This window comes from Oscillibacter sp. PEA192, from assembly GCF_003574015.1.
In the GTDB taxonomy this organism is placed as follows: Bacteria; Bacillota; Clostridia; order Oscillospirales; family Oscillospiraceae; genus Oscillibacter; species Oscillibacter welbionis.
Window position 1 is genome coordinate 625,667 of the sequence record NZ_AP018532.1, and the last position, 26,771, is coordinate 652,437.

Annotated in this window: 27 protein-coding genes; 20 read left to right on the forward strand and 7 right to left on the reverse strand. The window is 61.7% G+C overall.

All coding sequences use genetic code 11. The annotated features are described in order from the left end of the window. The first annotated feature begins 177 nt into the window (after positions 1-177). The 7 genes from DN611_RS03035 to DN611_RS03065 all read left to right on the forward strand — a co-directional run bounded on the left by DN611_RS03035 (position 178) and on the right by DN611_RS03065 (position 7,027). Positions 178-1,521 carry a TrkH family potassium uptake protein gene (locus tag DN611_RS03035; RefSeq protein ID WP_021749274.1) on the forward strand — a complete coding sequence of 448 codons (1,344 nt, stop codon included), beginning with the start codon at positions 178-180 and terminating at the stop codon, positions 1,519-1,521. 29 nt (positions 1,522-1,550) lie between these two features. After that, positions 1,551-2,198, forward strand: coding sequence for a potassium channel family protein (locus DN611_RS03040; RefSeq protein WP_119310613.1), 648 nt, complete (start codon positions 1,551-1,553; stop codon positions 2,196-2,198). 129 nt (positions 2,199-2,327) lie between these two features. Then, positions 2,328-3,023 carry a VanR-ABDEGLN family response regulator transcription factor gene (vanR, locus tag DN611_RS03045; RefSeq protein ID WP_025544795.1) on the forward strand — a complete coding sequence of 232 codons (696 nt, stop codon included), beginning with the start codon at positions 2,328-2,330 and terminating at the stop codon, positions 3,021-3,023. Continuing rightward, on the forward strand, positions 3,016-4,146 hold the full coding sequence (locus DN611_RS03050; RefSeq protein WP_174232992.1) for a sensor histidine kinase: 1,131 nt from the start codon (positions 3,016-3,018) through the stop codon (positions 4,144-4,146). The genes vanR and DN611_RS03050 overlap by 8 nt, the downstream gene beginning before the upstream one ends. Positions 4,147-4,260: 114 nt before the next feature. Next, positions 4,261-5,307, forward strand: coding sequence for a D-alanine--D-serine ligase VanG (gene vanG, locus DN611_RS03055; RefSeq protein ID WP_119310614.1), 1,047 nt, complete (start codon positions 4,261-4,263; stop codon positions 5,305-5,307). Continuing rightward, positions 5,304-6,041 carry a M15 family metallopeptidase gene (locus DN611_RS03060; RefSeq protein WP_021749269.1) on the forward strand — a complete coding sequence of 246 codons (738 nt, stop codon included), beginning with the start codon at positions 5,304-5,306 and terminating at the stop codon, positions 6,039-6,041. The genes vanG and DN611_RS03060 overlap by 4 nt, the downstream gene beginning before the upstream one ends. Positions 6,042-6,043: 2 nt before the next feature. Then, entirely contained in the window at positions 6,044-7,027 is a 984-nt protein-coding gene (locus DN611_RS03065; RefSeq protein WP_119310615.1) for an acyltransferase family protein, read from the forward strand. A gap of 51 nt (positions 7,028-7,078) precedes the next feature. Here the strand turns inward: DN611_RS03065 and DN611_RS03070 are convergent, their stop codons facing one another. From DN611_RS03070 to DN611_RS03080, 3 genes are all read right to left on the reverse strand, one after another. Beyond that, positions 7,079-7,480, reverse strand: coding sequence for a MerR family transcriptional regulator (locus DN611_RS03070; protein WP_021749267.1), 402 nt, complete (start codon positions 7,478-7,480; stop codon positions 7,079-7,081). A gap of 13 nt (positions 7,481-7,493) precedes the next feature. Further along, positions 7,494-8,252: a carboxymuconolactone decarboxylase family protein gene (locus tag DN611_RS03075; protein ID WP_119310616.1), complete on the reverse strand. Its 759-nt coding sequence runs from the start codon at positions 8,250-8,252 to the stop codon at positions 7,494-7,496. Between the two features lie 108 nt (positions 8,253-8,360). Further along, entirely contained in the window at positions 8,361-9,638 is a 1,278-nt protein-coding gene (locus DN611_RS03080; RefSeq protein ID WP_036630330.1) for a glycosyl hydrolase family 18 protein, read from the reverse strand. Between the two features lie 382 nt (positions 9,639-10,020). Between DN611_RS03080 and DN611_RS03085 the strand changes: the two genes are divergently transcribed. The 11 genes from DN611_RS03085 (at position 10,021) to DN611_RS03135 (ending at position 19,946) form a co-directional block, all read left to right on the forward strand. After that, a complete protein-coding gene (locus DN611_RS03085) occupies positions 10,021-10,494 on the forward strand; it encodes a Na+/H+ antiporter subunit E (RefSeq protein WP_025544339.1) in 474 nt (157 codons plus the stop codon). After that, on the forward strand, positions 10,482-10,799 hold the full coding sequence (locus tag DN611_RS03090) for a monovalent cation/H+ antiporter complex subunit F (RefSeq protein WP_119310617.1): 318 nt from the start codon (positions 10,482-10,484) through the stop codon (positions 10,797-10,799). The genes DN611_RS03085 and DN611_RS03090 overlap by 13 nt, the downstream gene beginning before the upstream one ends. Continuing rightward, the gene (gene mnhG, locus DN611_RS03095) at positions 10,789-11,112 is read left to right on the forward strand and encodes a monovalent cation/H(+) antiporter subunit G (RefSeq protein ID WP_021749259.1); all 324 of its coding nucleotides are present in this window, start codon (positions 10,789-10,791) and stop codon (positions 11,110-11,112) included. The genes DN611_RS03090 and mnhG overlap by 11 nt, the downstream gene beginning before the upstream one ends. Further along, entirely contained in the window at positions 11,109-11,360 is a 252-nt protein-coding gene (locus DN611_RS03100) for a hydrogenase subunit MbhD domain-containing protein (protein ID WP_021749258.1), read from the forward strand. The genes mnhG and DN611_RS03100 overlap by 4 nt, the downstream gene beginning before the upstream one ends. Then, the gene (gene mbhE / locus DN611_RS03105) at positions 11,353-12,249 is read left to right on the forward strand and encodes a hydrogen gas-evolving membrane-bound hydrogenase subunit E (RefSeq protein WP_021749257.1); all 897 of its coding nucleotides are present in this window, start codon (positions 11,353-11,355) and stop codon (positions 12,247-12,249) included. The genes DN611_RS03100 and mbhE overlap by 8 nt, the downstream gene beginning before the upstream one ends. A gap of 18 nt (positions 12,250-12,267) precedes the next feature. Further along, positions 12,268-12,639 (forward strand): sodium:proton antiporter, encoded by a 372-nt coding sequence (locus tag DN611_RS03110; protein WP_021749256.1) that lies wholly within the window; start codon positions 12,268-12,270, stop codon positions 12,637-12,639. Next, positions 12,639-14,153 carry a complex I subunit 5 family protein gene (locus DN611_RS03115; RefSeq protein ID WP_021749255.1) on the forward strand — a complete coding sequence of 505 codons (1,515 nt, stop codon included), beginning with the start codon at positions 12,639-12,641 and terminating at the stop codon, positions 14,151-14,153. Before DN611_RS03110 ends, DN611_RS03115 begins: the two co-directional genes overlap by 1 nt. Before the next feature lie 28 nt (positions 14,154-14,181). Then, positions 14,182-15,633 carry a complex I subunit 5 family protein gene (locus DN611_RS03120; protein WP_276895791.1) on the forward strand — a complete coding sequence of 484 codons (1,452 nt, stop codon included), beginning with the start codon at positions 14,182-14,184 and terminating at the stop codon, positions 15,631-15,633. Between the two features lie 33 nt (positions 15,634-15,666). Beyond that, positions 15,667-17,157: a complex I subunit 5 family protein gene (locus DN611_RS03125; protein WP_021749253.1), complete on the forward strand. Its 1,491-nt coding sequence runs from the start codon at positions 15,667-15,669 to the stop codon at positions 17,155-17,157. Positions 17,158-17,169: 12 nt separating this feature from the next. Continuing rightward, positions 17,170-19,113: a complex I subunit 5 family protein gene (locus DN611_RS03130; RefSeq protein ID WP_119310618.1), complete on the forward strand. Its 1,944-nt coding sequence runs from the start codon at positions 17,170-17,172 to the stop codon at positions 19,111-19,113. An 89-nt stretch (positions 19,114-19,202) separates the two neighbouring features. Beyond that, positions 19,203-19,946 carry a ZIP family metal transporter gene (locus DN611_RS03135; protein ID WP_119310619.1) on the forward strand — a complete coding sequence of 248 codons (744 nt, stop codon included), beginning with the start codon at positions 19,203-19,205 and terminating at the stop codon, positions 19,944-19,946. A gap of 56 nt (positions 19,947-20,002) precedes the next feature. On the opposite strand, the gene DN611_RS03140 is transcribed toward DN611_RS03135, so the two are convergent. The 4 genes from DN611_RS03140 to DN611_RS03155 all read right to left on the reverse strand — a co-directional run bounded on the left by DN611_RS03140 (position 20,003) and on the right by DN611_RS03155 (position 25,323). Continuing rightward, a complete protein-coding gene (locus DN611_RS03140; protein WP_119310620.1) occupies positions 20,003-21,475 on the reverse strand; it encodes a carbon starvation CstA family protein in 1,473 nt (490 codons plus the stop codon). A gap of 295 nt (positions 21,476-21,770) precedes the next feature. Further along, complete coding sequence (locus tag DN611_RS03145; protein ID WP_119310621.1) at positions 21,771-23,288, reverse strand: carbon starvation CstA family protein; 1,518 nt, start codon at positions 23,286-23,288, stop codon at positions 21,771-21,773. Positions 23,289-23,536: 248 nt separating this feature from the next. Continuing rightward, positions 23,537-24,244 carry a response regulator gene (locus DN611_RS03150; protein WP_021748504.1) on the reverse strand — a complete coding sequence of 236 codons (708 nt, stop codon included), beginning with the start codon at positions 24,242-24,244 and terminating at the stop codon, positions 23,537-23,539. Next, positions 24,241-25,323 carry a sensor histidine kinase gene (locus DN611_RS03155; RefSeq protein ID WP_119310622.1) on the reverse strand — a complete coding sequence of 361 codons (1,083 nt, stop codon included), beginning with the start codon at positions 25,321-25,323 and terminating at the stop codon, positions 24,241-24,243. The genes DN611_RS03150 and DN611_RS03155 overlap by 4 nt, the downstream gene beginning before the upstream one ends. Positions 25,324-25,543: 220 nt before the next feature. Between DN611_RS03155 and DN611_RS03160 the strand changes: the two genes are divergently transcribed. Both DN611_RS03160 and DN611_RS03165 read left to right on the forward strand, forming a co-directional pair. Continuing rightward, entirely contained in the window at positions 25,544-26,119 is a 576-nt protein-coding gene (locus DN611_RS03160) for a hypothetical protein (RefSeq protein WP_119310623.1), read from the forward strand. A 187-nt stretch (positions 26,120-26,306) separates the two neighbouring features. Continuing rightward, entirely contained in the window at positions 26,307-26,771 is a 465-nt protein-coding gene (locus DN611_RS03165; protein WP_021748507.1) for a terminase small subunit, read from the forward strand.

Sequence of the window (26,771 nt, forward strand, 5' to 3'; positions counted from 1 at the left end):
GGGCGGGAGGCGCTGTGCTACAATGGGCGTGCTGCAAAGTCCCTTTTTGGGAAAACTTTAACGGGAACCAAACGGCAGGGGCCGCCTTTTTACAGACCGGCGGGCCCATCCGTGTTATCATGGTCCTGCTGTCCACGGGCGGCTTCTGATAAAACGGAAAGAGGGATCGCTGTGTTCATGCGCAGAAAAAACCACATGGCGCCGGCGCGGATCATCCTGATCGGCTTTGCGCTGCTGATTTTGGCGGGAGCACTACTGCTGACCCTGCCCATCTCCACCCGGGACGGGCAGGGCGCCGCCTTTTTCGACGCGCTGTTCACCGCCACCTCCGCCACCTGCGTGACAGGACTGGTGGTCCAGGACACGGCGCTGTACTGGTCCGGCTTCGGCCAGGCGGTGATCCTCATGCTGATTCAGATTGGCGGCATGGGTGTGGTGACCGCGGCGGCGGCCATCTCCATGCTGGCCGGGCGGCGGATCGGGCTGAAGGAGCGGTGGGTGATGCAGGAGTCCATCTCCGCACCCCAGGTGGGGGGCATCGTTCGCCGGACCCGCTTCATTCTGGCGGTGACGCTGGTCCTGGAGGGGACGGGGACGTTGCTGCTGGCTCTGCGGTTCTGCCCGGAGATGGGGCTGTTCCGGGGACTCTGGTACGCGGTGTTTCATGCGGTGTCCTCCTTCTGCAACGCCGGGTTCGACCTGATGGGGGCGGCGGGCACGCCCTTCGTCTCCCTGACCGGCTATGCGGGGGACCCACTGGTGAATTTCACCGTGATGGGGCTGATTGTCCTGGGCGGCATCGGATTCCTCACCTGGGGAGACGTGCGGGAGCACAAGTGGCACCTGCGGGCCTACTGCCTTCAGAGCAAGCTGGTGCTGGCGGTGACTGCGGCACTGATCCTGCTGCCGGCGCTGTTCTTCCTGCTCTATGAGCTCCGGCTGCCCCAGTGGCAGACGCTGACCCTGGGGGAGAAGGTCCAGGGGGCGCTGTTTCAGGCGGTCACCCCCCGGACCGCAGGGTACAACACCCTGGACCTCTCCCAGCTGAGCGAGCCCTCCCGGCTGCTGATTACGCTGCTGATGCTGGTGGGTGGCTCCCCCGGCTCCACAGCCGGCGGATTCAAGGTCACCACTCTGGCGGTATTTGTGCTGGCGGCCCGGGCGGTGTTCCGCCGGCGGGCGGATCTCCAGTGCTTCGGCCGCCGCCTCCCCACGGAGACACTGCGCAGCGCCGCGGCGGTCCTTATGATGTATCTGGGGCTGTTTCTGCTGGGCGGTATGGCCATCTGCTGCGTGGAGGACATCTCCCTGGAGGCGGCGCTGTTTGAAACCGCCTCCGCCCTCGGGACCGTGGGGCTGACGCTGGGGGTGACCCCGGGATTGGGCGGCGTCTCCCGGTTGATTCTGATCTTTTTGATGTACTTTGGCCGCGTGGGCGGCCTGACGCTGATCTACGCCGTCCTGCCGGACAGCGGCGCCGCCCCGGCGCAGCTGCCCCAGGAGCGGGTCACTGTGGGCTGAGCGGTACGCTTGAGAAAGGACGTGTGAGGATGAAATCGGTACTGCTGATCGGATTGGGCCGCTTCGGGCGGCACATGGCCGCCAAGCTTCAGGAGCTGCACCACGAGGTGCTGGCGGTGGACAAAAACGAGGAGCGGGTCAACGAGGCGCTGGACCTGGTGACCCACGCGCAGATCGGGGACAGCACCAGCGAGGCGTTCATCGCCTCCCTGGGGGTGCGGAACTTTGACCTGTGCGTGGTGGCCATTGGAGACGACTTCCAGAGCTCTCTGGAGACCACGGCCCTGCTGAAGGAGCAGGGCGCACGCTTCGTCCTGTCCAGGGCGGCACGGGATGTCCACGCCAAATTTCTGCTGCGCAACGGCGCGGATGACGTGGTTTATCCGGAGCGGGAGACCGCCAGCTGGGCGGCGGTGCGGTACAGCTCCGACCATATCTTTGACTACATCCAGCTGACGCCGGACCACGCCATTTACGAGACGGCGGTGCCGCCGGCCTGGGTGGGCAAGACCATCGGCCAGCTGGGGGTGCGCCAGCGGCACAATATCAACATCCTGGCCGCCAAGCGGGGAGAGGAGCTCATCCCCATTCCGGGCGGCGACTACTGCTTCCGGGAGGGGGAGACGATGCTGGTTCTGGGCGCGGACCGGGATGTACAGAAGTTCCTGCACTTTTGACGCAGCTGGGCGGAGCCGTCTGTTGGCGGCTCTGCCTTTTTCACGCCGGGACGGAAAAGGCCGGTTTGCATTCCCTGTCGGGTCTGGTATAATGGATGTATCACGCAAGAAAAGAGCGGAGGCGAAGGCATGGCGGAGATCCTGGTGGTGGATGACGAAGCGGCGATTGCGGATCTGGTGGAGGTCTGCCTGAAAAATGAGGGCTACACAGTGTACAAGTGCGGCAGCGGGGAGGCGGCGCTGACCTGCGTGGCGCGGCAGCATTTGGACCTGGCCATTCTGGACGTGATGCTCCCGGACCTGGACGGCTTTACCCTGTGCCAGAAGATCCGGGAGGAACACCTCTTTCCCATCCTCATGCTCACCGCCCGGGTGGAGGACATGGACAAGATCATGGGCCTGACCCTGGGGGCGGATGACTACATTACCAAGCCCTTTAATCCGCTGGAGCTGGTGGCCCGGGTGAAGACCCAGCTGCGGCGCTATACCCGGTACAACACCGGCGAGGCGGCGGAACCCAGGGAGACCGCGGAGCATGACTTCCGGGGGCTGCAGATCTCCAGGACCACGCATAAGTGCGTTCTCTTCGGCGAGGAGCTGGCGCTGACGCCGCTGGAGTTTGCCATTCTCTGGTATCTCTGCGAGCACCGGGGACAGGTGGTGCCCAGTGAGGAGCTGTTTGAGGCGGTGTGGGGCGAGAAGTACATGGACAGCAACAACACGGTCATGAGCCACATCGCCCGCCTGCGGGAGAAGATGCACGAGCCAAGCCGGAAGCCGAAGTTCATCAAGACGGTCTGGGGGGTGGGGTATACCATTGAATAAGAGAAGAGAACGGCCCCCGCTGTCGGACCGGGGCCGCCGCCGGGCCCTGCGGACCTGGGGATTCTATCTGCTGGCACTGACGGCCTGGGTGACGGTGGTGCTGGCGGCGGTCTTCCTGGGGTATCTGGTATGCAGCGCCTTTACGTGGTATGCGTGGGATCCGCTCTACCAGTTCCTCAACTGGGTACGGGATTACATCGTCTTTGTGTGTATGCTGGTCATCCTGCTGGGCTGGGTGGCTATCAGCTATTCCTTCATTGCCCGCCCCATGCGGCTGGTGGACACGCTGGCCGCGGCGGCAGAGCAGCTGGCCCAGCCGGGAGAGGAGCCCATTGAGCTGCCGGAGCCCATGGAGGATCTGGAGGGGCAGCTGAACGCCGTCCGGGAACGGGCCCTGCGGGACGCCCGGGCTGCCCGGGAGGCAGAGCAGCGGAAAAACGATCTGGTGGTCTATCTGGCCCATGATTTGAAGACGCCGCTCACCAGCGTCATCGGCTACCTTACGCTGCTGCGGGACGAGCCGCAGCTCTCCCCGGAGCTGCGGAGCCGGTATACCGGCATCGCCCTGGAGAAGGCGGAGCGGCTGGAGGACCTCATCAATGAGTTCTTTGACATCACCCGCTTCAGCCTGACCCATCTGGAGCTGGAGAAGCAGCCTACGGACCTGACCCGGATGCTGGAGCAGGTGGCCAGTGAGTTTGCCCCCCAGTTCGCGGAAAAGGACCTGCGGTGTGAACTGGAGCTGCCGCCCCGTCTGGCATACGACTGCGACCCGGACAAGCTGGCCCGGGTGTTCGATAACCTGCTGCGCAACGCCTTCCATTACAGCTTCCCGGGGTCCACAGTCCGGATCACCGGACAGCAGGAGGCGGATACCGTGGTCCTGACGTTTACCAACGAGGGGCGGACCATTCCGGCGGAGAAGCTGGAGCGCATCTTCGACCAGTTCTTCCGGCTGGACAGCTCCCGCGCCACCCGCACGGGCGGCGCGGGCCTTGGCTTGGCCATAGCCAAGGAAATCATTGCCCTCCACGGCGGGACGATCCGGGCTGCCAGCGCGGACAACCGGATCACCTTTACCGTCCGCCTGCCCCTGCAGGGGGCCGCCGCAAGAAATTCGTAAGATTTCCGCAGGAAAATCACAGGAGGTTTGCAGGAACGTCCACAGATCTGCGGGAAGCGAATCTGATACGATCTTTCCATCAGGAAAGGCGCTGGGCGCCGGAAAGGACATGAGATGGAAAGATTGCGGATATTGGTGCTGTTCGGCGGATGCTCTTCAGAGCATGAGGTGTCTCTGCAGTCCGCCCACGGCGTGCTGACGCACATGGACCCGGAGCGGTACTGCCCCATCCCGGTAGGGATCACCCGGGAGGGGGCGTGGTATGTTTACACAGGGCCGCTGGATGCCATTCCCGGTGGAAGATGGCAGCGGGAGGCGGCGTGCGTGCCCTGCACTCTGCGGCTGGACCGGGGGAACCAGGCCCTGGTGCTGTTGGACGGCTCCGGCCGGGAAGTGGCTTTTGACTTGGCCTTCCCGGTTCTCCACGGCAGGAACGGTGAGGACGGCACGGTTCAGGGGGCGCTGGAATTGGCCGGTGTGCCCCTGGTAGGCTGCGGGACGCTGTCCAGCGCCCTGTGTATGGACAAGGACCGAGCCCACAAGCTGGCGGCTCTGGCGGGGGTACGGGTGCCCCGGAGCCGTCTCTTCCCGGAGGACTGTGCCTTTGAGGAGCTCCGGACGGCAGCCGAAACACTGGGCTGGCCGCTGTTTGTCAAGCCGGTGCGGGCGGGTTCTTCCTTCGGCGTGAGCCGGGTGGAGGAGCCGGCACAGCTGGCTCCGGCGGTGGAGGCGGCCTTCCGCCACGACGGCGAGATTTTGCTGGAGGAGGCCATTCCCGGCTTTGAGGTGGGCTGTGCGGTGCTGGGGAACCGGGAGCTCACCGTCGGGGCGGTGGATGAGGTGGAGCTGTCCCGGGGCTTCTTCAACTATACGGAGAAATACACCCTCCAGACATCGGCCATCCACTGCCCCGCCCGGATCGCCCCGCAAAAGGCAGCGGAGATCCGGGAGACGGCGAAGGTCCTCTACCGGGCACTGGGCTGCCGGGGATTTGCCAGGGTGGACCTGTTCCTCACCCCCTGGGGGGAGATTGTGTTCAACGAGGTGAACACGATCCCGGGCTTCACGCCCCACAGCCGCTATCCTGCCATGATGCGTGCCGCCGGCATCCCCTTCCGGGAGCTGGTGAGCCGCCTGATCCAGCTGGGGGCCGAGCTATGAGGGCGGCGCGGTACAGCCGGCGGCAGATGCGCTCCGGGCCGCTGGTGCTGGTGAACCGTCAGCATCCCCTGGCGGAGGAGCCGCGGCAGCTGCTGACAGCAGCGGACGAGCGGTATCCCAATATCCTGCTGGAGCGGCAGGCCGCCCGGCTGCTGGCCGCCTGCATCCAGGCAGCAGGCGGGGCGCGGGAGATCGTGCCGGTCTCCGGCTGGCGCAGTCAGGCGGAGCAGCAGGCCATTTGGGAGGACACCCTGCAAAGACGGGGAGAGGCGTTCACCCGGCAGTATGTGGCGGTCCCCGGGTGCAGCGAGCACCAGACGGGGCTTGCCATCGACCTGGGCCGGGCAGCGCGGGAGATCGACTTCATCCGGCCCGATTTTCCGGAGGAAGGCGCCTGCGGGCGGTTCCGGCGACTGGCGCCCCGGTATGGCTTCATCCAGCGGTACCACCGGGAAAAGGAGTCCCTGACCGGTATCGCCTGTGAGCCGTGGCACTATCGGTATGTGGGGACGCCTCATGCCCTGCTGATGGAGCGGGAGGGCCTGTGCCTGGAGGAGTATCTGGACTGGGTGCAGACAGCGCCCAGGACGTGCCGCCTGGAACATGGGCGGAGCGCACGGGTGTTTTACATGCCCTGCGCCGGCGATGAGACGGAGCTCCGCTTGCCGGAGGGCTGCTGCCAGGTCTCCGGCGACAACCGGAACGGATTTGTCGTGACAGTTTGGGAGGTGTAGGTATGGCAGACGGACGCCGGGGCGCGGCGTTGGATCTCTTCCGTCTGGCGGCGGTGATGCTGGTGGTGGCGAACCACACCTCCCCGCTGGTGTCTGTTTCCCCATTGTGGGACTTCTGGTTCACCCGGGTGCTGGCCCGGGTGGCGGTGCCGTTTTTCCTGATGGTCAGCGGCTATTTTCTGGCAAAGGACCAGTGGCGCAGGACCGGCGTCTTTCTGAAAAAGACCTGTCTGCTCTACGGGGCGGCGGTGCTGCTGTATCTGCCGCTGAACTGGTACAACGGCGGCTATGGGCCAGCGGAGTGGGTCAAAAAGCTCCTGCTGGATGGGACCTTCTATCACCTGTGGTATTTTCCAGGCGTGATTCTGGGTGTTCTAGTGGCCAGGGGGCTGCTCCGGCTGGGCTCCCGGACGGCGTTGACCGCGGCCGGGCTCCTTTACCTGGTGGGCCTGGGCGGAGACAGCTATTATGGACTGACCTGCCAGCTCCCGGCGCTGGAGGCGCTGTACGGGGAGATTTTCCAAATCTTTGCCTATACGCGGAACGGACTGTTTTTCACGCCGCTATTTTTGCTGCTGGGAGCCGCCGGTGTGCGGTGGAGCGTGAGGACCTCCGCTGCAGGCCTGTGCGCCGCCTTCGCGGCCATGACCGCAGAGGGGCTTTGGCTCCATGGGCTTCAGGTCCAGCGGCACGACAGCATGTACATGCTGCTGCCGCTGGTGATGGTTTGCCTGTTTTCCCTTCTGCTGGGGCTGAATCGCGGAGAAAGGCGGAGCTGCCGCAAGCTCTCTTCACTGATCTATGTCCTGCACCCCTGGTGCATCGTGCTGGTCCGGGGCGGCGCGGAGGTGCTGGGCCTGGAAGGTCCGCTGGTGGAGAACAGCATGGGGCATTTCCTGGCCGTGCTGGCCTCCAGCGCGGCGGCGTCCTGGGCGCTGTGGCTGGCCTGGAGCAGACGGCCGCTGAAACGCTCCAATAAAGGATAAAAGGACAATATATTGTCGAACTTCGACAGTATATTGTCCTTTTTGGGCCTCTCAGGCGCCTTCGCGCTCCGCGTGAAGACGGCGGAGCTGCTGTTCAGCTGTCATCATACCCTGCTCGTACCGGTCGATTTTCTGATTCAGCAGGTCCAGAGAGGCCTGCATCTCCGCCATCCGGGACACCAGCTGGTCCCGCTGTTCTACCAGCAGGGCCTTGCGGGCGTCCAGGGTGGCGTCTCCCTGCTGGAACAGGTCCACATATTCGATCAGGGCTTCGATCTGCACCCCGGCGGCCCGCATGCACTTCATCAGCTGGATCCAGCCGCAGGACTCCTCCCCGTAGTCCCGCAGGCCGCCCCTGGTGCGGGGGACAGGCGGGATCAGGCCGATGCGCTCGTAGTAGCGAAGGGTGTCCGCTGAAATATCATACTTCCTGCTCACTTCGGCGATGGTCATGGCCGTTCTCCTCTCAGCGGGCGGCCTGGGCCGCGTCGTTCACACACCGCAGGGCGTTCAGGCTGCGGGGATAGCCGATGTAGGGCAGGCACTGGGAGATGACCTGGATCAGGAAGGCATTGTCGTTTCCAATCCTCAGATTGGCACCGGCGTGGCTGGTGAGCTGGGGTTCGCAGCCGCCCAGGGCGGCCAGGAAGCAGAAGGTGATCATTTCCCGCTGCTTATAGTCCAGCCCCCCGCGGGTGTAGTAGTCGCCGAAGCAGTTGTCCGCCAGCCAGCGGTTGATGTGGCGGCTTTCCTCCGGGCCGCTGTTCTGAAAGCCCCGCATCCCCTCACCGAAGATATCCACCTGGGCCTGGTTGCCCGCGGCCAGCCGGGTCTCTGCCGTGGTGGTGGAGCCGGGCTCCAGCGGCAGGGCGACGCCCTGCTCCGTCAGCACCTGATTCGTCACGGAGAAAAAGGGACGCACCCGGCCGATCCCCAGATAGGCCACGGATTGATAGAGAATCTCCTTTACCTGGACAGGGGTGATGCCGGCCCGCAGGGCGGCGGGCAGCAGCACGCGGTATTCCTCCACACCCTGGCAGCCCAGTAGGGCAGCGAGAATGGCCATCATCCTGGCGGCGTCATCCAGGTCCCCCTGGTTCACCACCTCGTCCAGGGCGAAATTGGCGAAGAGCTCCATAAACTCCGGATCCGTTTCCCACAGCGGGGAAGGAGGGCCGGGAAAGAAACGGGACAAATAGTCTTTGGCAGATGCGGAAAGCGCCATACTGAAAAGCCTCCTTTGCGCCTGCGGGGCGCTGTCTTTTGATGAGAACACTTTAGCACTTGGAGTCTACTCCAAGTCAAGTGCTTTTTCAAATACTCCGCAGGGGAATCAATCCTCAATATGATACAGAGAGGATATGACCAGCCAGAGCTGGGAGAAGGGGCGCATCAGGTTCCAGATGCCGGCACCCTGGAAACCGTATTCCGCGATCAGGGACAGACGGGCGGAAAGACTGCGGGCGTCTTCAAACCAGACTTCGTGAATTGTGCCGTCTGCTGCGGTGTAGTGAAAGAAGGGGGCCTGGGCCGTCTCATCGTACTGGATGGCCACGTCATGTTCAATGGCCAGCTCGATGGCCCGCTGATTGGAGATGGAGGGCGCCCGGGTGACGCCCTGGACAAAGGGCAGGGGCCAATCGTAGCCGTAGTTGGAAAGGCCCAAGAAGATCTTCTCCGGCGGGATCTCCGTCACGGCGTAGTCCAGCACGGTCCGGACGTTGGGCAGGGGGGATACCGCCATGGGCGGTCCTGCGGTGTAGCCCCACTCATAGGTCATCAGAAGCACGCCGTCCACAGCGGCACCCACAGCGGCATAGTCGTGCCCCTCGTACAGAAGTCCCGCCTGCCGGGCGGAGGTCTTGGGGGCTAGAGCGGCCCAGAGAAAGAAGCCCTGGGAGTTCAGGAGCCGCCGCAGGCGGGCGAGAAAGGCGGCGTAGGCCGCCGCCAGCTGGCCGGGGAGAAATTCAAAGTCCACATCCAGCCCGGCGTAGCCACGGCGGCGGAGTGTCTGCTGGACCTGATCCACTAGGCGGTCCTGGACGGCGCTGTCTGTCAGGACCAGGGTGGCCCGCTGGGTGTCGAACTGACCGGTTTCTGTCATGGTGGACAGATGCATCACCGGGCGGACGCCCCGCTGACGGGCAGCGGAGAGGAGAGCGTCATCCTCCAGCTGGAGCAAATCGCCGTCGGCGGTGATCCCGTAGGTGAAAGGGGTCAGATAGGTGAGATAGGGAAGCTCCGCATTCAGAAGGGACATATCAATGTAGGGGTAGGCATAACCGTTGAAGGCGGCGGCGCCCAGGGGCTCGTCAAAGTAGGAGATCACCAGGACCTGTCCGGGCTGGAGGGCTGCTCCGCCGCCCAGAGGCCAGTTGTTCTGCCAGAGGCGGCGGACTGTGGTGCCGTATGCCTCCGCGATGGAAGCCAGGGTCTCCCCGGCCCGGACAGCGTGGACCTGGCGGGGAAAGCGGACCACCAGAGTTTGTCCCACCGCCAGGGCGCCGCTGGGGGGCACGGCGTTGTCCGCGGCCAGGCGGGCGGGATCGACGCCGTAGGATTCCGCGATGGAGCCGACCGTCTCGCCGGCTTGGACCACATGGATCGTCATGTTGGACATCACCTCCTTTGGAGACTATGCAGGCCGGGGTGGGGATATGCGGTGCCCACTGGAGGGAGTTGGAAAATATGACGGAAGAGACGGCTGCTTGACAGAGCACATTTGGAAGAATTGTGACGCTTTGTCAGAACGCCGAAATTTGATTCAGAGATTTGTGGATATTTTCCGGCGTGCCAGGAGGGTCAAAACCGCTGAAATAGTTGACAGAGACGTGGAGAATCGTTAAAATAATGTTAAAGCTTGTGCGTTTTTTAACGAAAAACGGGTAGACGATGACGTCCAACAAGCGTGTGCCATCCGCCGTTGAGGGAGGAAACACACCACTTGCTGAGACGTCTCTTTTTGTATACAGCGCAAAGAGGGAGGCAAAGCGATGTTCCTGCTGTTTTTCCTGCTGTGGCTGTTGCTGTCCGGCGGGATCAGTGTCCATACCTGCCTGTGGGGCGTTGCAGTCTCGGCGCTGATCTCCTGGTTCTGCAAGCGGGTGCTGGGCTATCAGTGGCGGGTGTTCTGCGGCAGTCCTTCCAGAATCTGGGCCATGGCGCGGTATTTTGCTCACCTGCTGGCGGAGATGCTGAAGGCCGGACTGGTAATCATGCGGATCATCTACACCCGCCCCAAGGGCATCGAACCCAAGCTGGTGTGGTTCCACACCCCGCTGAAGACAGACCGCCGCAGGGCAATGCTGGCAGACTCGATCACGCTCACCGCGGGGACAATCACCGTGCGGGCCGAGGACGGCCGGATGCTGGTGCACACACTGGACACGCCGCTGGCAGAGGGGATTGAGGACAGTTCCTTCCAGCAGCGGCTGGAGAGGATGGAGGCGGCCCAATGGAACAAGTGAGGACCTGGGTGCTGACCGCGGGCGCCGTGGTGCTGGCGCTGCTGATCCTGGCGACGCTGGTGCGGGCGGTGCTGGGCCCCCGGTTTACGGACCGCATCGTGGCCGTGAATGTCATCAGTACGCTGGTGATCGCGGAGCTGGTGCTGCTCTCCGTCTGGCTGCGGGAGGACTTTCTGGTGGATGTGGCCCTGGTGTTCGCGCTGCTGAGCTTTCTGGCGGTGGTGGTGGTCTCCCGTCTGGTGGCGGCCCGGCGGCGGAAACGCCCGGAGCGGGAGAAGACGGGAGGAAACGCCCATGATCGATAATCTGGTGACCGCAGCCGGGCTGGCATGTTTCCTGTTCGGCCTGTTCGTGTTTTTCTCCGCTGTGCTGGGGCTGTTCCGGTTCGATTATGTGCTCAACCGGATGCACGCCGCCGCAGTGGGGGACTCCCTGGGTATCTTCTGCGTTCTGATCGGGCTGATGCTGCTGCACGGCTGGTCCCTGTCCGCCGCAAAGACGCTGCTGATCTTTGTGTTTTTATGGCTGACCAGTCCGGTGTGCAGCCATCTGGTCGCGGAGATGGAGGTATCCACAGTCCCGGATTTGGAAAAGGAATGCGAGGTGGAGGTACGATGATCGTTCTGGAATACATCCTGCTGGTCGGGGTGATCGTGTGTGCTATTGCAGCGCCGCTGTGCAAGCGGCTGCTGGCATCGGTAATCGTGTATATGGCGCTGTCCCTGATGATGGCGGTGCTGTGGAGCCTGCTCCAGAGCCCGGATCTGGCCATTACGGAGGCGGCTGTGGGCGCCGGTGTGACCAGCATCCTCTTTTTCCTGACGCTGAAGAAGATCCACGCGCTGAAGGGGACACGGGATGAGTAAAAAAGAGGAGCAGCCGGACCGGCTGAAACAGTTTATCTCCTGGGTGGACGGAGATCGGGAGCCCAAGGACCGGACACTGTTCGTCATGGAGCAGCGCCCCCACCGGGAATTCCGCCCGTCAGAGGAGGAGTTCGAGCGGCGGGAAAAGGACCGGCTGCGGAAGTTTTTCAACTGGTATCCCATCGCCGCGGCGGTGATCTGCGTGGCGCTGGGAATTATCCTGTTCACCACAGTGATGAACATGCCCGGATTCGGCCAGGAAGACAACCCCATCAACAACGAGGTGGCGGAGCGATATCTGGAGCACAGCGAAGAGGAGACGGGCTCTGAGAACGTGGTGACGGCCATGATTATCGGCTACCGCGGCTTCGATACTTTGGGGGAGAGCTGCGTGCTGTTTCTGGCGGTGTCGGCGGTGATGATCCTGCTGTTGCGGGACCGGAAGAACACCAGCGAGCATGAGCTCCAGCAGATGGAGCGGGAGGAGACCGCCGTGCAGGGCCGCTCTGACCTGATCCTCAAGCAGGTGGCCTGGGTGCTGCTTCCTTTTATTTTCCTTTTTGCCATCTATGTGCTGCTGAACGGCGAGACGTCGCCGGGCGGCGGGTTTTCCGGCGGGACTATCCTGGGGGCGGGACTGATCCTGTTTTCCGCTGCCTTTGGCCCCGGACACACGCGGGTGCTGATGAACCAGAGGCGGTACAGCGCGGTGCGGACCTTCGGTCTGCTGCTGTATGCTGTGCTGTACGGCGTTTACATCTTCATCGGGGCCAACGGCCTGCCCAATTACCTCACCGGGATGATCCTGCTGATCGACCTGGCGGTGGGGCTGGTGGTGGCCTGCACCGTATATGGATTCTACGCCCTGTTTTCCAGGGGAGAGATCTGAGAGGAGGCGGAGAAGAGAATGCTGGAGGAGATCATCCAGAACCGCTACGCGGTCACTGCTGTCATCCTGTTTGGCATCGGCTTCACGAATCTGATGCTGCAGCAGAATCTGCTGCGCAAGGTGATCGGATTCAACATCATGGACTCGGCCGTCTTCCTGCTGCTGGCCTCGCTGGGGTATATTGACGGGGGCGTCGCGCCCATCGTGGGGGACCGGGGCTTCGACCCGCTGTACATCAATCCGATTCCCAGCGGCCTGGTGCTGACCGGCATTGTGGTATCTGTGTCCATCACGGCGTTTTCCCTGGCGTTGATCCAGCGGATCTACCGCCGCTATGGCACCATTGAGATGCGGGAACTGCTGGAGCGGGCCAAGAAGGAGGACGACTGATGCGGCCGTTTGTGGAGAACTTTCCCTTCTTTTCGATTTTTCTGGCTATCCTGGCGGCCATCGTGACCGCGGCCATCCGCAGCGGGCGGATCAGCTACTGGATCACCATCGGAGTGTGCGCTGCATCCGCGCTGCTGAACGGCTGGGTACTGGAATACACCTATGCAGAGGGAGTGAGCTTCACCTACGCCATGGGGCGATTTCTGGCGCCGTACGGCAACGCCATCAACTGCGGGCCGCTTCAGGCACTGCTGGCCGCCGTGTTCTCCCTGGTGATGGCCCTTGCTCTGGCGGGCGGGCGGCGGGACCTGTTTCAGGACATCCTGCCGGAGAAGCAGAAGTTTTACTTTGTCATGGTGAACATGCTGGAGGCGTCCCTGTTGGCACTGACCTACACCAACGACATGTTCACCGGGTATGTGTTCATCGAGACCAGCACCATCGCGGCCTGCGCGCTGGTGATGGCCAAGGACAACGGCCCCAATCTGATCGCCACCATCCGGTACCTGTTCATGAGCCTGGTGGGGTCCGGGCTGTTCCTGATCGGGCTGACCATTTTGAACAGCATCACCGGCTATCTGCTGATGCCCTCTCTGGCGGAGGCAGTGGCGGAGCTGCGGCTCTCGGAGAGCTACACGCTCCCGCTGACGGTGGCTGTAGGGCTGCTGGTGGCGGGGCTGGGCGTCAAGAGCGCCATGTTCCCCTTCCACCTGTGGCTGCCGGATGCCCACGGCGGCGCCACCACAGCGTCCTCCGCCATCTTGTCCGGCTTGGTGCTGAAGGGGTACATCGTGCTGCTGCTGGTGATGATCCTGCGGGTTTTCTCCATGGAGCTGATGGTGGAGCTGGGAGTCACCGACGTGATCCTGGCCTTTGGGCTGCTGGGAATGATTCTGGGCTCTCTGGCTGCTATGCGGGAGAACCATATCAAGCGGATGCTGGCGTATTCCTCCGTGGCGCAGGTGGGGTATATCTTCATGGGTGTGGGCCTGGGGAGCATCGAGGGGCTGATCGCCTCCTGTTTCCATATCCTGGTCCATGCCTGCTGCAAGCCGCTGCTGTTTCTCTGCGCCGGCAGACTCTCCGCCGTCAGCGGCCACCACAAGAGCCTGAAGAACCTGCGGGGCAGCGCCTACCGGGACATTGGGGCGGGCTTGGGCTTCACTGTGGGGGCCCTGTCCATGATCGGCATCCCCCTGTTCGGCGGCTTTGTCTCCAAGCTCTACTTTGCCAGCGCGGCCGTGCCCACCGGTATGACGGCGATGATCCTGCTGACCATCGCCCTGTCCACGGTGCTGAACGCACTGTACTATGTTCCGGCGCTGCTGGCCATCTGGGTGAAGCCCCCGGCGGAGGATGAGGCGCTGGTCCTAGCCGACGTGCATCCGGGGGATCTGGCTGCGGACCGGGCCTTCACCGCGGCTGCCGCCATCCTGATCGTGGGAATTTTTGTGCTGGGCATTTTTTACCACCCGATCACAGACCTGATCGAGGCGGGTGTCCGGCTGATTTGAGACTTGTTGTTTGTGAGGGAGTGCGCCCATGCTGTTGCTGCTGCCTATTCTGGTGCCGCTGATCGGCGGGATCTTCGTATTCCGGCAGAAAAATGAGACTTACCGTGACTGGCTGGTGGTGACGCTGATCGTGATTACCGCCGTGATGGTGCTGGCTAACTGCACGATGCCCACCCAGCGGCTGTGGCTGCTGACCATCCAGGGGGACTTGGGCTTGGTGCTGAACAGCGACTGGCTGTCCAAGTTCTTCATGGTGCTGGCAGTGTGCATCTGGGCGCCGGTGGTGGTCTTTACAAAACCCTACATCCGCCATGCGGGGCAGGGCAACCAGTTCATGGGATTTTATACCATGACGCTGGGGGTACTGATGGGCCTTGCTCAGGCGGCCAACTTCGTGACCATGTATATGTTCTTCGAGATGATGTCCCTGATTACGGTGCCGCTGGTGCTGCACAATGCCACGCCGGCGGCCCGCCGGGCAGGCTTCAAATACTTGGGGTATTCCGTATTCGGCGCGGGCATGGCCCTGGCCGGCTACTTCTTTATCGCCTATTACTTGACGGTGCCGGATTTTCAGCCGGGTGGGGCCATCGATTTCTCCCGGGCTGCAGAGCACCAGCCGCTGCTGCTGGTGGCATACTGTCTGATGATCGTTGGCTTCGGGGCCAAGGCGGGCATGATGCCCATGCAGTCCTGGCTGCCTGCCGCCCATCCGGTGGCGCCGGCCCCAGCCTCAGCCGTGCTCTCCGGTGTCATTACCAAGGGTGGCGTGGTGGCTGTGATCCGGGTTACTTATTATATGTTTGGACCGGAGTTTCTGGCGGGCAGCTGGCCCCAATATGTGCTGCTGACGCTGACGCTGGCCACGGTGTTCGTGGGGTCCATGTTGGCCTATCGGGAAAAGCAGCTGAAGCGGCGGCTGGCTTATTCCACGGTGAGCCAGGTGTCCTATGTGCTGTTCGGCCTGATGCTGCTGACGCCGGATGGCGTCCAGGCCTCTCTTCTGCAGATGGTCTTCCATGCCCTGGCCAAGGATACGCTCTTCCTGGCGGCGGGCGCCATCATCTTCTCCACCAACTGCACCCGGGTGGATCAACTGCGGGGCATCGGCCGGCGGATGCCGGTAACCATGTGGTGCTTCACCCTGGCGGCCCTCTCCCTGATCGGGATTCCGCCCATGGCGGGATTCGTGAGCAAGTGGTACCTGCTCACCGCCAGCCTGGAGGCACCGATCCAGGCCTTTGGCGTCGCAGGGCTGGTGGTGCTGGTGGTCTCCGCCCTGCTGACGGCGGGATACCTGCTGCCGGTGGTGACAGAGGGATTCTTCCCCGGCCGGGATTTTATTACGGAGCGGCGGGAAGTGGGAGTCCAGATGACATGGCCCATGATTGCCTTTGCCGCGGCTGTGGTGCTGATCGGTCTGCTGCCCGGCGGCCTGCTGCATTGGCTGGGTCTTCTGGCGGCCCGGCTGTTCCCCTGACAGTGGGGAAGCTTTGAGAAGGGAGGTACGTCTGTGCGCCAATTTCTGACATTGCCCATTCTGGTTCCCATCGTGCTGGGAATCGCGCTGCTGATCCTGCAGCCCAAGAGCCGGAGGGTGCGGAGCATCTATATCATGGCGGCATCCCTGGCGACGACAGCACTGTCTCTGGCCTGTATCGTGCTGACCTATCTCTATGGGAGCGGCTTTCTGGCCTGCATCATGGTGAGATTCAACGAGGCGTTCTCCATCTCCCTGCGGATCGACGGGGCGTCCATGGTCTATGGGGCCATCGTGTCCGTGCTGTGGCCGCTGGTGACGGCGTACTCGCTGGACTATATGTCCCACGAGGGGCATGAGAACCGGTTCTTCGCTTTTTGGCTGATGGCCTACGGTGTGGTGCTGGGTATCGCTTATTCCGAGGATTTTCTGACGCTGTATTTCTTCTATGAGGTCCTGACGCTGACCACGCTGCCTTTGGTGATGCACGCCATGGACGAGAAGGCCCGGTATGCCGGGCGGAAGTATCTGGTGTACTCCCTTTCCGGCGCGGCGTTTGCCTTTATCGGGATCGTCTTTCTGCTGAATTACGGCGTGGGACACCTGAACTTCACCTACGGCGGCATTCTGGATCAGAGTCTGGCGGCGGGAAACGAGCGGACGCTGGAGCTGGTGTTTGTGGCGGCCTTTTTCGGCTTCGGGGTGAAGGCGGCAGTATTTCCCTTCCACGGCTGGCTGCCGGACGCCTCGGTGGCACCTACGCCGGTGTCTGCACTGCTCCATGCAGTGGCGGTGGTCAAGGCCGGCGCCTTCGCAGTGCTGCGGCTAATTTACTACGGCTTCGGGGCGGATTTCCTGCGGGGAAGCTGGGCCCAGACGGTGGTGATGACGGCGGCTATCGTGACCATTGTTTACGGCTCCGCTCGGGCGCTGCGGACACCCCATCTGAAGCGGCGGCTGGCGTTTTCCACGGTGAGCAACCTTTCCTACATCCTCTTTGCCCTGACGTTGATGACCCCGGCAGGGATGGTGGGCGGCATGACCCACATGGTCTACCACGCATTCACCAAGATCACCATGTTCTGCTGCGCCGGCGCCATTATTCTCAAGAGCGGGAAGGAGTATATCTATGAGATGGAGGACTTCGGCCGGGCCATGCCGGTGGTGTTTGCCACATTCACCGTCTCCTCCTTTGCGCTGATCGGAATGCCGCCGTTGGGAGGCTTCGCAGGCAAGTGGATGATTGCGGAGGCGGCAGTGGCCTCGGTGAATCCGCTGGCCTACGCGGGCATCGCCGCGCTGATTCTGTCCACGCTGCTGACGACGCTGTACATGCTGACCATTGTGGTGCGGGCCTATTTCCCGGTGGGAGAGCTGGACCGGGCGGCACTGGCCCGGGTACACGACCCGGCCAGGACCATGTGGATCCCGCTGGTGCTGCTGACCGCCTCCGGTGTGATTCTGGCGCTGCTGTCCAACGAAGTGATCGGCTTTTTATGGAACGCGGTTCCGCGGAACTGGTAAGGGAGGGAGACGATGGGAAACATTCTGCTGCTGTTTCTGGTCCTGTTCCCCATGCTGCTCTCTGCCTGGGTGTTCCCGCTGCGGCGGCGGGACAGGAGATACCGGAATTGGCTGATCCAGATCATTCCCGCAGTGGAGCTGGCCGCTGCACTGCTGCTTCTGCTGTGGCCCGGGGCTGCCCTAGAGCTGCCGGGGGTCTTTGGCTTTGGCCTGCGGCTTCAGGCCGGGAGTCTGGGGAGCCTGCTGGCGCTGGTGAGCGCCTTCCTGTGGGCGGCCACCGGCCTCAACTGCCCCAGCTACTTTGCCGCCGCCGAGGGCTGCAATCGTTTCTACTTTTTCTGGCTGTTGACGCTGGGGGCTCTGATGGGGGTGTTTCTGGCAGCGGACCTGTTCACGCTGTTCGTGTTCTTTGAGATGATGTCCTTCACCTCCTATGTATGGGTGGTGCAAAACGAGACGGAGGAGGCCCGGCAGGCCGGACAGACGTATCTGGCTGTGGCCGTGATCGGCGGCATGGCGCTGCTGGCGGGCCTGCTGCTCCTCCAGCAGCTGCTGGGGACGCTGGAGTTTTCTGCTATGGCGGAGGCGGTATCCGCACTGCCTGCGGAAAAGCGCGGGTCCCTGTACGTGGCCGGTGGATGCGCATTGGTGGGATTTGGCGCCAAGGCCGGGATGTTCCCCCTGAACATCTGGCTGCCAAAAGCCCATCCCGTGGCGCCGGCACCGGCGTCTGCCCTGCTGTCCGGCATCCTGACCAAGAGCGGTGTTTTCGGTGTGCTCATTCTCTGCCGGTATCTGTTCTGGACAGAGCTTCCCTGGAATACAGTGGTACTGGCCCTGGGCGTGGTGACTATGGTGCTGGGAGCTGTGCTGGCGCTGTTCTCCGTCGATCTGAAGCGGACGCTTGCCTGCTCCTCCATGTCCCAGATCGGCTTTATTCTGGTGGGCACAGCCATGCAGGGCTTCCTGAACGGCGAGAACGCCCTGGCGGCCTGGGGCACGGTGCTGCACATGCTGAACCACTCCCTCATCAAGCTGGTGTTGTTTGTGGCGGCAGGTGTGGTGTATCTGGGAACTCACTCGCTGAATCTCAATGACATCCGGGGCTGGGGGCGGAACAAGCCGGTTTTGAAGGTCCTGTTCTTCGTGGGGGCGGCCTCCATTGCAGGCGTACCGGGTTTTTCCGGCTATGTGAGCAAGACCCTGCTCCATGAGAGCATCGTGGAGTACATCCATGTGCTGGAGCACGCGGGGGCCGCCGCAGGTTGGTTCACGACGGTGGAGTGGCTGTTTCTGCTCTCCGGCGGACTGACAGCGGCGTACATGACAAAGCTGTTCGTGGCGATTTTTGTCTCCAGCCGTGCTGTTGGCCAACGGCCGGCCTTGAAGGACTATATGTCCCCGGGCACCCATGCGGCGTTGAGTGTGGGCGCAGCCCTGCTGCTGGTGCTGGGCCTGACTCCGGGACTGACCATGGAGCCTCTGGCCCAATGGGCGGGGCGATTCCTGCGGGCAGATCCTGGTCACAGCGTCCATTATTTTGCCTGGGTCAACCTGAAGGGCGCATGCATCTCCCTAGCTATTGGCGCAGCAGTCTATCTCCTGGTGGTCCGAGGGCTGCTGATGCGGCGGGAGGCGGATGGCATGGTTTATCTGGACCGCTGGCCGGCCCGGCTGGATTTGGAGAATCTGGTATACCGCCCGCTGCTGTCGGCCCTGACCTTTGTGGGGGCCCTCTGCGCCCGGGTGGCCGCCTCCGTAGGCGACTGGCTGGTGCTGCTGGGGGAGCGGATCCTCTTTACCAAGGCCCCCGGCATCTTTGTGCCGAAGCGGGCCGAGAACTTCGGCACATACGGACGGAAACCCCTCCGTTTCCTAACGGAGGAGACCTTCTCCTTTGATCTCATGCTGGCAGGCGGAGGGCTGATCTTCCTGCTGCTGTATATGCTGCTGTGAGTCGACAACGGATACAGAAGAACGCGAAAGGCCAGGAATGCCGCTTATGCGGTGTTCCTGGCCCATCTTTATGGGAGGGAGAGAAGATTGTGGGTACGATCATAGCTGTCACGGCCGCGGCAGGCATGGGAGGGACCGGGCTGGGGGGCCTGGCCGCCTATCTGTTCCGCAGAGGTACGGACAGGACCGTGAGTGTGCTGCTGAGCTTTGCGGCGGGCATGATGCTTGCTGTGGTGTGTGCAGACCTGCTGACCGATGCCATTCAGGCGGGGCCAGGGCTCTCCGCGCTTCCTGCGGCATCTGCCAGCGTACTGGCGGGCTGCGGGGGGATCTGGCTCCTGGAGGAGCTGGTAAGCGGGCTGCAGGCAGGTGCGAAGCGGGGAGGGCTCTTTCTGGCAGGTGTGGTGATGGCAGCCGCTATTGCCCTGCACAACCTGCCAGAGGGGATGGTAATCGGCGCCTCCTACGCTGCGGATCTGGCCGAAGCGGGAGAGGATGGGCGAATGATGGCACTGGTGATCGGGCTCCACAACATTCCAGAGGGAATGGCTGTTGCAGTTCCCCTGGCGGCAGGCGGTGCCAGCAGAGGACGGGCAGTCCTGACCACAGCGGCAGCCGGCGCGCCCACGGTGCTGGGGGCGGTTTTGGGCTTCTGCCTGGGAACGATGGGGCCGGGCCTGCAGATGCTCACACTGGGCGGAGCATCCGGGGCGATGCTGTACGTGGTATTCGGTGAACTGCTGCCGGAGTCCTTCCGCCTGTGCCGATCCCCAGCGCCCGTGATGGCGGCGGTGCTGGGGGTTCTAACAGGCATGGGCGTGGTTTTGGGATAAAAAGAACCCGTCCCGCCACTTGGCGGGACGGGTTTGTTTCAGAAAATAGTTACAGCTTACAGCTTCTGGAGCCGGGCAGCGCGCTTCTTGCCGTACCAGACAATGATAGCAACGTAAGCCACAGCAGCGCAGACACCGATGATGTAGGCGGGCGTCCAGGGAATATGGAAGCCGATCTGTGCATTGGCAATGAAGGTCACTGTAACAAAGGTGTACCAAGCACCGGGAATCAGGGGGATCCACACCCACTTGGCCTTGCTGTTCTCGAACATCCATACGGAGATACCCAGGAATGCGAACAGGGACAGGGTCTGGTTGGACCATGCGAAGTAACGCCACAGCAGATTGAATCCATCGGGGCTGCTCTTCGCAAAGACCAGAATCACCGCCACCAGCGCGAAGATGATGGCGGACAGGCCCAAGCGCTTCGGCTTAGAGCTCTGATCGATGTGCAGAGAGTCAGAGATGGACAGGCGCAGAGAACGCAGCGCGGTATCGCCGGAGGTGATGGGCAGAACGATGACGCCCAGCAGGGCGATGATGCCGCCCACGGGGCCCAGCAGATCGCGGCAGATGATGCCGACAGTGCCGGTGGCCAGAGAGGCATTGACCTCCTGCAGACCCAGGTTGTACACGCCCATAGCGGCGGCGGCCCAGATCATGGCAATGAAGCCTTCCAGAATCATCATATTGTAGAAGGTCATGCGGCCCTGCTTCTCGCTCTTCATGGTGCGGGAGATGATAGCGGTCTGCGTGGAATGGAAGCCGGAGAGAATGCCGCAGGCCACAGTGATGAAGAACACAGGAATGAAGTGCTGCGCGGTGAAATACTCACCATAATTGAAGGTGGCGCTCTGCCAGTTGTCCCACAGGTTCAGCAGGGGATAGCCCTTGACGAACATGCCGATGAACACACCCACGGCAGACAGCAGCAGGATAGCACCGAAGATGGGATAGATGCGGCCGATGATGGCATCGATGGGGAACACGGTGGCGATCAGATAATAAACGAAGATGACACCGTAAATCACCCAGGTGGAGACAGAGGTGGCAGCACCGTCAAAACCAAACACCTGAGTGGCGGCGATGTCGCCGGGGGTGTAGATGAACACCGCGCCGACCAGCAGCAGCAGTACGCTCAGGAAAATCTGGTAAACAGTGAAAACACCCTTGTTGGAGTACTTGCGGACCATGTCCGGCATCTGGGTGCCGCCGTCGCGGAGGCAGATCATACCGGAGAAATAGTCGTGCATAGCTCCGCCGATTACGTTGCCGATGGGGATGGTGATGAATGCGATGGGCCCGAACAGGATGCCCTGAATGGGTCCGATGATGGGGCCGGTGCCTGCGATATTCAGCAGGTTGATGAGGCTGTTCTTCCATTCCCGCATGGGAACGTAGTCCACGCCGTCCTGCTTGGAATAGGCGGGCGTCTCCCGGTCATCGGGGCCGAAGACCTTTTCGCAGAACTTGCCATAGATGGCTGCGCCTACGAACAGAATCACCAGGCCGATGAGAAAGGTTGCCATAGAAAACACACACTCCTTTATGCCCAGTTTCCCGGACAGATTCTGGCTTTATCATAGCACTGAAGAAAGGAGTTGTAAATAATTTATTCATATTTATAAAGAATTTGTTAATATCGCAGAGAAAACAATTAAAAATTCGTTTACCTCACCTAACAAAGTTCCAAATTTTTTTAAGGACCGGATGTGAACACGAATATTTGTGCTGGACGGACCTGGAAATATGCGGGAGTTCAGGCAGTAAAAAACCCGTCCCGCCTTTTGGCGGGACGGGTTTGATTTTGGAAGACACTGCAGCTTACAGCTTCTGGAGCCGGGCAGCGCGCTTCTTGCCGTACCAGACAACGATGCCAACATAGGCCACAGCAGCGCAGACACCGATAATGTAAGCGGGCGTCCAGGGAATATGGAAGCCGATCTGCGCGTTGGCGATGTAGGTCACTGTGACGAAGGTGTACCAGGCAGCGGGGATCAGGGGGATCCACACCCACTTGGCCTTGCTGTTCTCGAACATCCACACAGAGATGCCAAGGAATGCGAACAGGGACAGGGTCTGGTTGGACCATGCGAAGTAACGCCATAGGGTGTTGAAGCCGCTGGGGCTGCTCTTTGCGAAGACCAGGATCACAGCCACCAGCGCAAAGATGATGGCGGACAGGCCCAGGCGCTTGGCCTTGGAGCTCTGGTCGATGTGCAGGGACTCAGAAACAGACAGGCGCAGGGAGCGCAGCGCGGTATCGCCGGAGGTGATGGGCAGAACAATAACGCCCAGCAGAGCGATGATGCCGCCCACAGGCCCCAGGATATCCTTGCAGATCACGCCGATGGTGCCGGTAGCCAGAGAGGCATTGACCTCCTGCAGGCCCAGGTTGTACACACCCATGGCGGCGGCGGCCCAGATCATGGCGATGAAGCCCTCGAGGACCATCATATTGTAGAAGGTCATGCGGCCCTGCCGCTCGCTCTTCATGGTGCGGGAGATGATAGCGGTCTGCGTGGAGTGGAAGCCGGAGAGAATGCCGCAGGCCACGGTGATGAAGAAGATGGGGATGAAGTGGTTGGCGTCAAAGTACTGACCATAGCTGAAGGCCGCCTGCTCACCGGTGGCTGCATCAACAGCCCACGCGTCGAACGCGATGCCATGCCAGTCATCCCACAGGTTCAGCAGGGGATAGCCCTTGACGAACAGGCCGATGAACACACCCACGGCGGAGAACAGCAGGATGGCGCCGAAGATGGGATAAATGCGGCCGATGATGGCGTCGATGGGGAACACGGTGGCAATCAGATAGTAGACGAAGATAACACCGTAGATGATCCAGGTGGTGGGATCATTCACCGCGCCGGAGAAGCCGAAGACCTGGGTGGCGGCGATGTCGCCGGGGGTATAGATGAACACCGCGCCGACCAGCAGCAGCAACACGCTCAGGAAGATGTTATAGACGGTAAAGACACCCTTGTTGGAGTATCTGCGGACCATGTCCGGCATCTGGGTGCCGCCGTCGCGGAGGCAGATCATGCCGGAGAAATAGTCGTGCATAGCGCCGCCGATTACGTTGCCGATGGGGATGGTGATGAATGCGATGGGCCCGAACAGGATGCCCTGAATGGGTCCGATGATGGGGCCGGTGCCTGCGATATTCAGCAGGTTGATGAGGCTGTTCTTCCATCCCCGCATGGGAACGTAGTCCACGCCGTCCTGCTTGGAATAAGCGGGCGTCTCCCGGTCATCGGGGCCGAAGACCTTTTCGCAGAACTTGCCATAGATGGCTGCGCCTACGAACAAGACCACGAGGCCGATCAAGAAAGTTGCCATAAAAACACACACTCCTTTTCCTTAACCCGCGGCCAGGTCCTCGATTTGGACACGCGGGCTTCTGGCTATAAGCATAGCAGATTTTTGGCCGCATAAGCGTTAAAAAATAGTTCACGGAAATTAAGATGTCGCTAAGAAAACGACAGCCTTATCAAGAATGCGCTTACTTTTGGGGAGCGATGCACAAAAAGCGCATGAAGAAGCCCGGTTGGGAGCTCTTCATGCGCCTGTGCGGACGGCGGAGCGGATCAGCTGCCCTCCGCCATGCGGTAGCCGACGCCCATCTCTGTGAAGAGATACTCCGGCTCGGCGGGATTTTTTTCGATCTTCCGGCGGATGTTGGCCATGTTTACCCGGAGAATCTGGTTGTCGCCGCTGGCCCGGGGGCCCCACAGCTCCTTGATGATGAAATCATACGTCAGAACCTTGCCAGCGTATTTGCCCAGCAGGGCCACGATGCGGAACTCGCTGAGGGTGAGGTGGACATTCTCACCGCGGACACGGACCTGGTGCTTATTGTAGTCGATGACCAGTTCTCCCACTGTATAGGTGCCGTTCCGGGCGATTTCGTCATTACCGGAGATGGTGCGGGTGTGGCGGATCGCGGTGCGGACCCGGGCCAGGAGTTCGTCCGTGCCGAAGGGCTTGGTGAGGTAGTCATCCGCCCCCAGATCCAATGCGGCGACCTTGTCCCGCTCATGGGAGCGGGCGGAGACCACCACCACCGGCAGGCTGGACCAGCTGCGCAGGCTGCGGAGGATGTCCAGACCATCCATGTCCGGCAGGCCGAGGTCCAGAATGACCAGGTCGGGACAGTGGGAGGAGATCATGGAAAGCGCCTCCTCGCCGGTCTGGGCCTGCATGGCTTCATAGCCGTTGTTGTTGAGGACCGTGGAAATGAAGTGCGAGATGCTCTTCTCGTCCTCAATTACCAGAATTTTTTCACGAATCGTCATGATACTTCCTCCTTAGTGAGCGGCAGGCAGAAGGAAAATTCCGCCCCGGACTCCAGATTTTTTGCTTCCAATGTGCCGCCGTGGGCACGGATGATAGCCATGCAGACCGATAGGCCCAGCCCCATGTTCCGCTTTCCGTCGCCGGGGGACGAGTCCTCACAGCGAAGCGCACCGCTGAACAGGGTGTGCAGTTTCTGGGGGGGAATGCCCTGGCCGTTGTCCCGCACGTAAAAGCGGGCCCAGGGGCCATCCCGCTGCGCGGACAGGGCGATGTGCGTGGTGGTTCCGCCGTGGAACACGGCGTTCTCCATCAGATTGGACAGGACCTGCATGATGAGGATGGCGTCCATGGGGACCAGGAGCAGCTCGTCCGGCACGTGGACCTCCACGGACACGGCGGGAAACCGTTTTCGGAATTTGCGGACCGCCTCGTCCAGGACTTCCTCCGCAGCCTCCGGCTCCTTGGTGATTTTGGCCGATTCGTTGCCGATCCGGGTGATGGAGAGCAGATTTTCCACCACGCGGATGAGCCACTGGGCGTCATCCCGCACATCCACCAGAAGGGACTGCTGTTCGGCCGGGGAGAGGGCGGGATTTTCCAAAATGGCGGAGGTGGCACCCATGATAGAGGTCAGAGGGGTGCGAATGTCGTGGGAGACGGAGCGGAGCAGATCCGCCCGCATCTTCACCTTTTCGTTTTCCATCCGGAGGCGGTCCTGCTCCTTGGTCTTGGTGGTCAGGGTGCTGGTGACCAGCGAGACCACCAGAAAGGTGAACATTGTCAGCGGATAGCCGGAAATGGTGAAGTTAAACGCCATATAGGGATATGTAAACACATAGTTGACGCCGATGACACCCAGCACCGCCGCAATCAGCCCGAAGAGATATCCGCTGGTGAAGCGGGAGATCAGGAGCACGGCCAGCACATAGACCGGAGAGGCAAAGCCGTCGATGGTGTCCGCCGTCTGGTGCAGAAGGGCGCAGGCCCCCGTGGCGCATAGAAGAATGGCGGCGGAGACCAGAAGGTCGCGCCAGGAGAAGGAAAAGGTACGCTTCAAACTGGAACGGGTGATCTTCACAGCAGGTCCTCCTTACATCTGTGGGGCTTGAAACATTATTATAGCAGAAAGAGGTGTTAAGATTCCACTAAAAAACGTTAAAGAACATAGGCGGGAAACCTGTGGATTTTTGCATACGTTTAACAAGCCCCAAATGGACCTTGTCAGCGGTTGAACGACGGAATGCGTATAATAATGGATGGCAGGGAGCTGCCGAAAAACAAAAGGAGTGTGTATCAGTATGGAGGAAAGACTCAAAACATATCTGCGGCCGGGAGAGCAGGTCCGCTGGCAGGGCCGTCCCGCCCCGTTTTCGCTTCTGGAGGCAGAGGCAAAAAAGCAGATCCTGCTGAAGTGGGGACTGACGGTGGCACTGGGCGGCGGGCTGCTGGCCGTGTATCTTTCCGGGACCGAGGCGCCCAGTATGGGATTTATCGGCCTGGTGCTGCTGGTGGCTGCGGTGATTCTGATCTCGCCCGTGGCGGAGCGCCGGAACCTCATGGGGGAGCAGTATTGGATCACCAACCAGCGGGCCATTCTGATGACCCGGGACAAGACGTTTTTCTACATGGAACTGTCTGACATCGACGATCTTCAGGTAGTGGGTGGAACCACAAAGGGAAAGAGCTTGGTTCTGGGCAGATGCCTGTTTGAGGAGGCCAAGAAGCTGCTCCGCTGGCGGGCCTGCCATCCCAAGGTCGACGTCCAGAGCCATGACGAGACGGACCGGGCCCTGGGGATGATTTTCTATGGCGTCCAGGGAGCCGAAGCGGCGGCGGAGCTGCTGCGGCAGGGCAGAGACGGCGAGGCAGCCTGACCGGCTCCAACCGGCGGCTCACCCAGCCATACAATTGAATCTGGAGCGCAACACGCTGTACCGCGGGGATCTCCTGCCCGCGGTACAGCGTTTTTTTATTATTAAGTCAAAAGAGATGCCCGGCGGCGTGCAACTTTTGGCCGGAAGGCGGTTATTATCGAACGACTGAGAAAGGAGGTACGCGTCCTTGGAGAAATTGAAGGGGCAGGCCGAAGCATTCTGCCGGAAGTATCTCCAGTGCATGGACCCGGACCAGGCAGCGGCAATGGCTGGCTGCGCCGATGGATACGCCGTGCTGGAGACGAAGATGGTGCGCAGGCGGCTGGAGCGGATGCGGGAGGCAGCGGCTGGGCAGGTGCACCGGGAGGACGTGGTACGGCGTCTGGCCCAGCTGGCTTTCGGCCGGGTGAATGATGCGGCGCGGCTGGCCCTGCACAGCGAAGAGGCGGATTTGGAGACGCTGGATCTGTCTGCCGTGGCGGAGCTGAAGGTGACGGACAAGGGCGGCGTGGAAGTGAAGCTTATTGACCGCATCCGGGCTCTGGAGGCTCTGTACGGACTCCTGAGCGAGGAAAAGGCGGAGGGGGCCGGAGAGCTGTACCGGGTGCTGACGGAAGCTGCCGGGGAGGAAGGAGGGTGGGACGACGGCTGA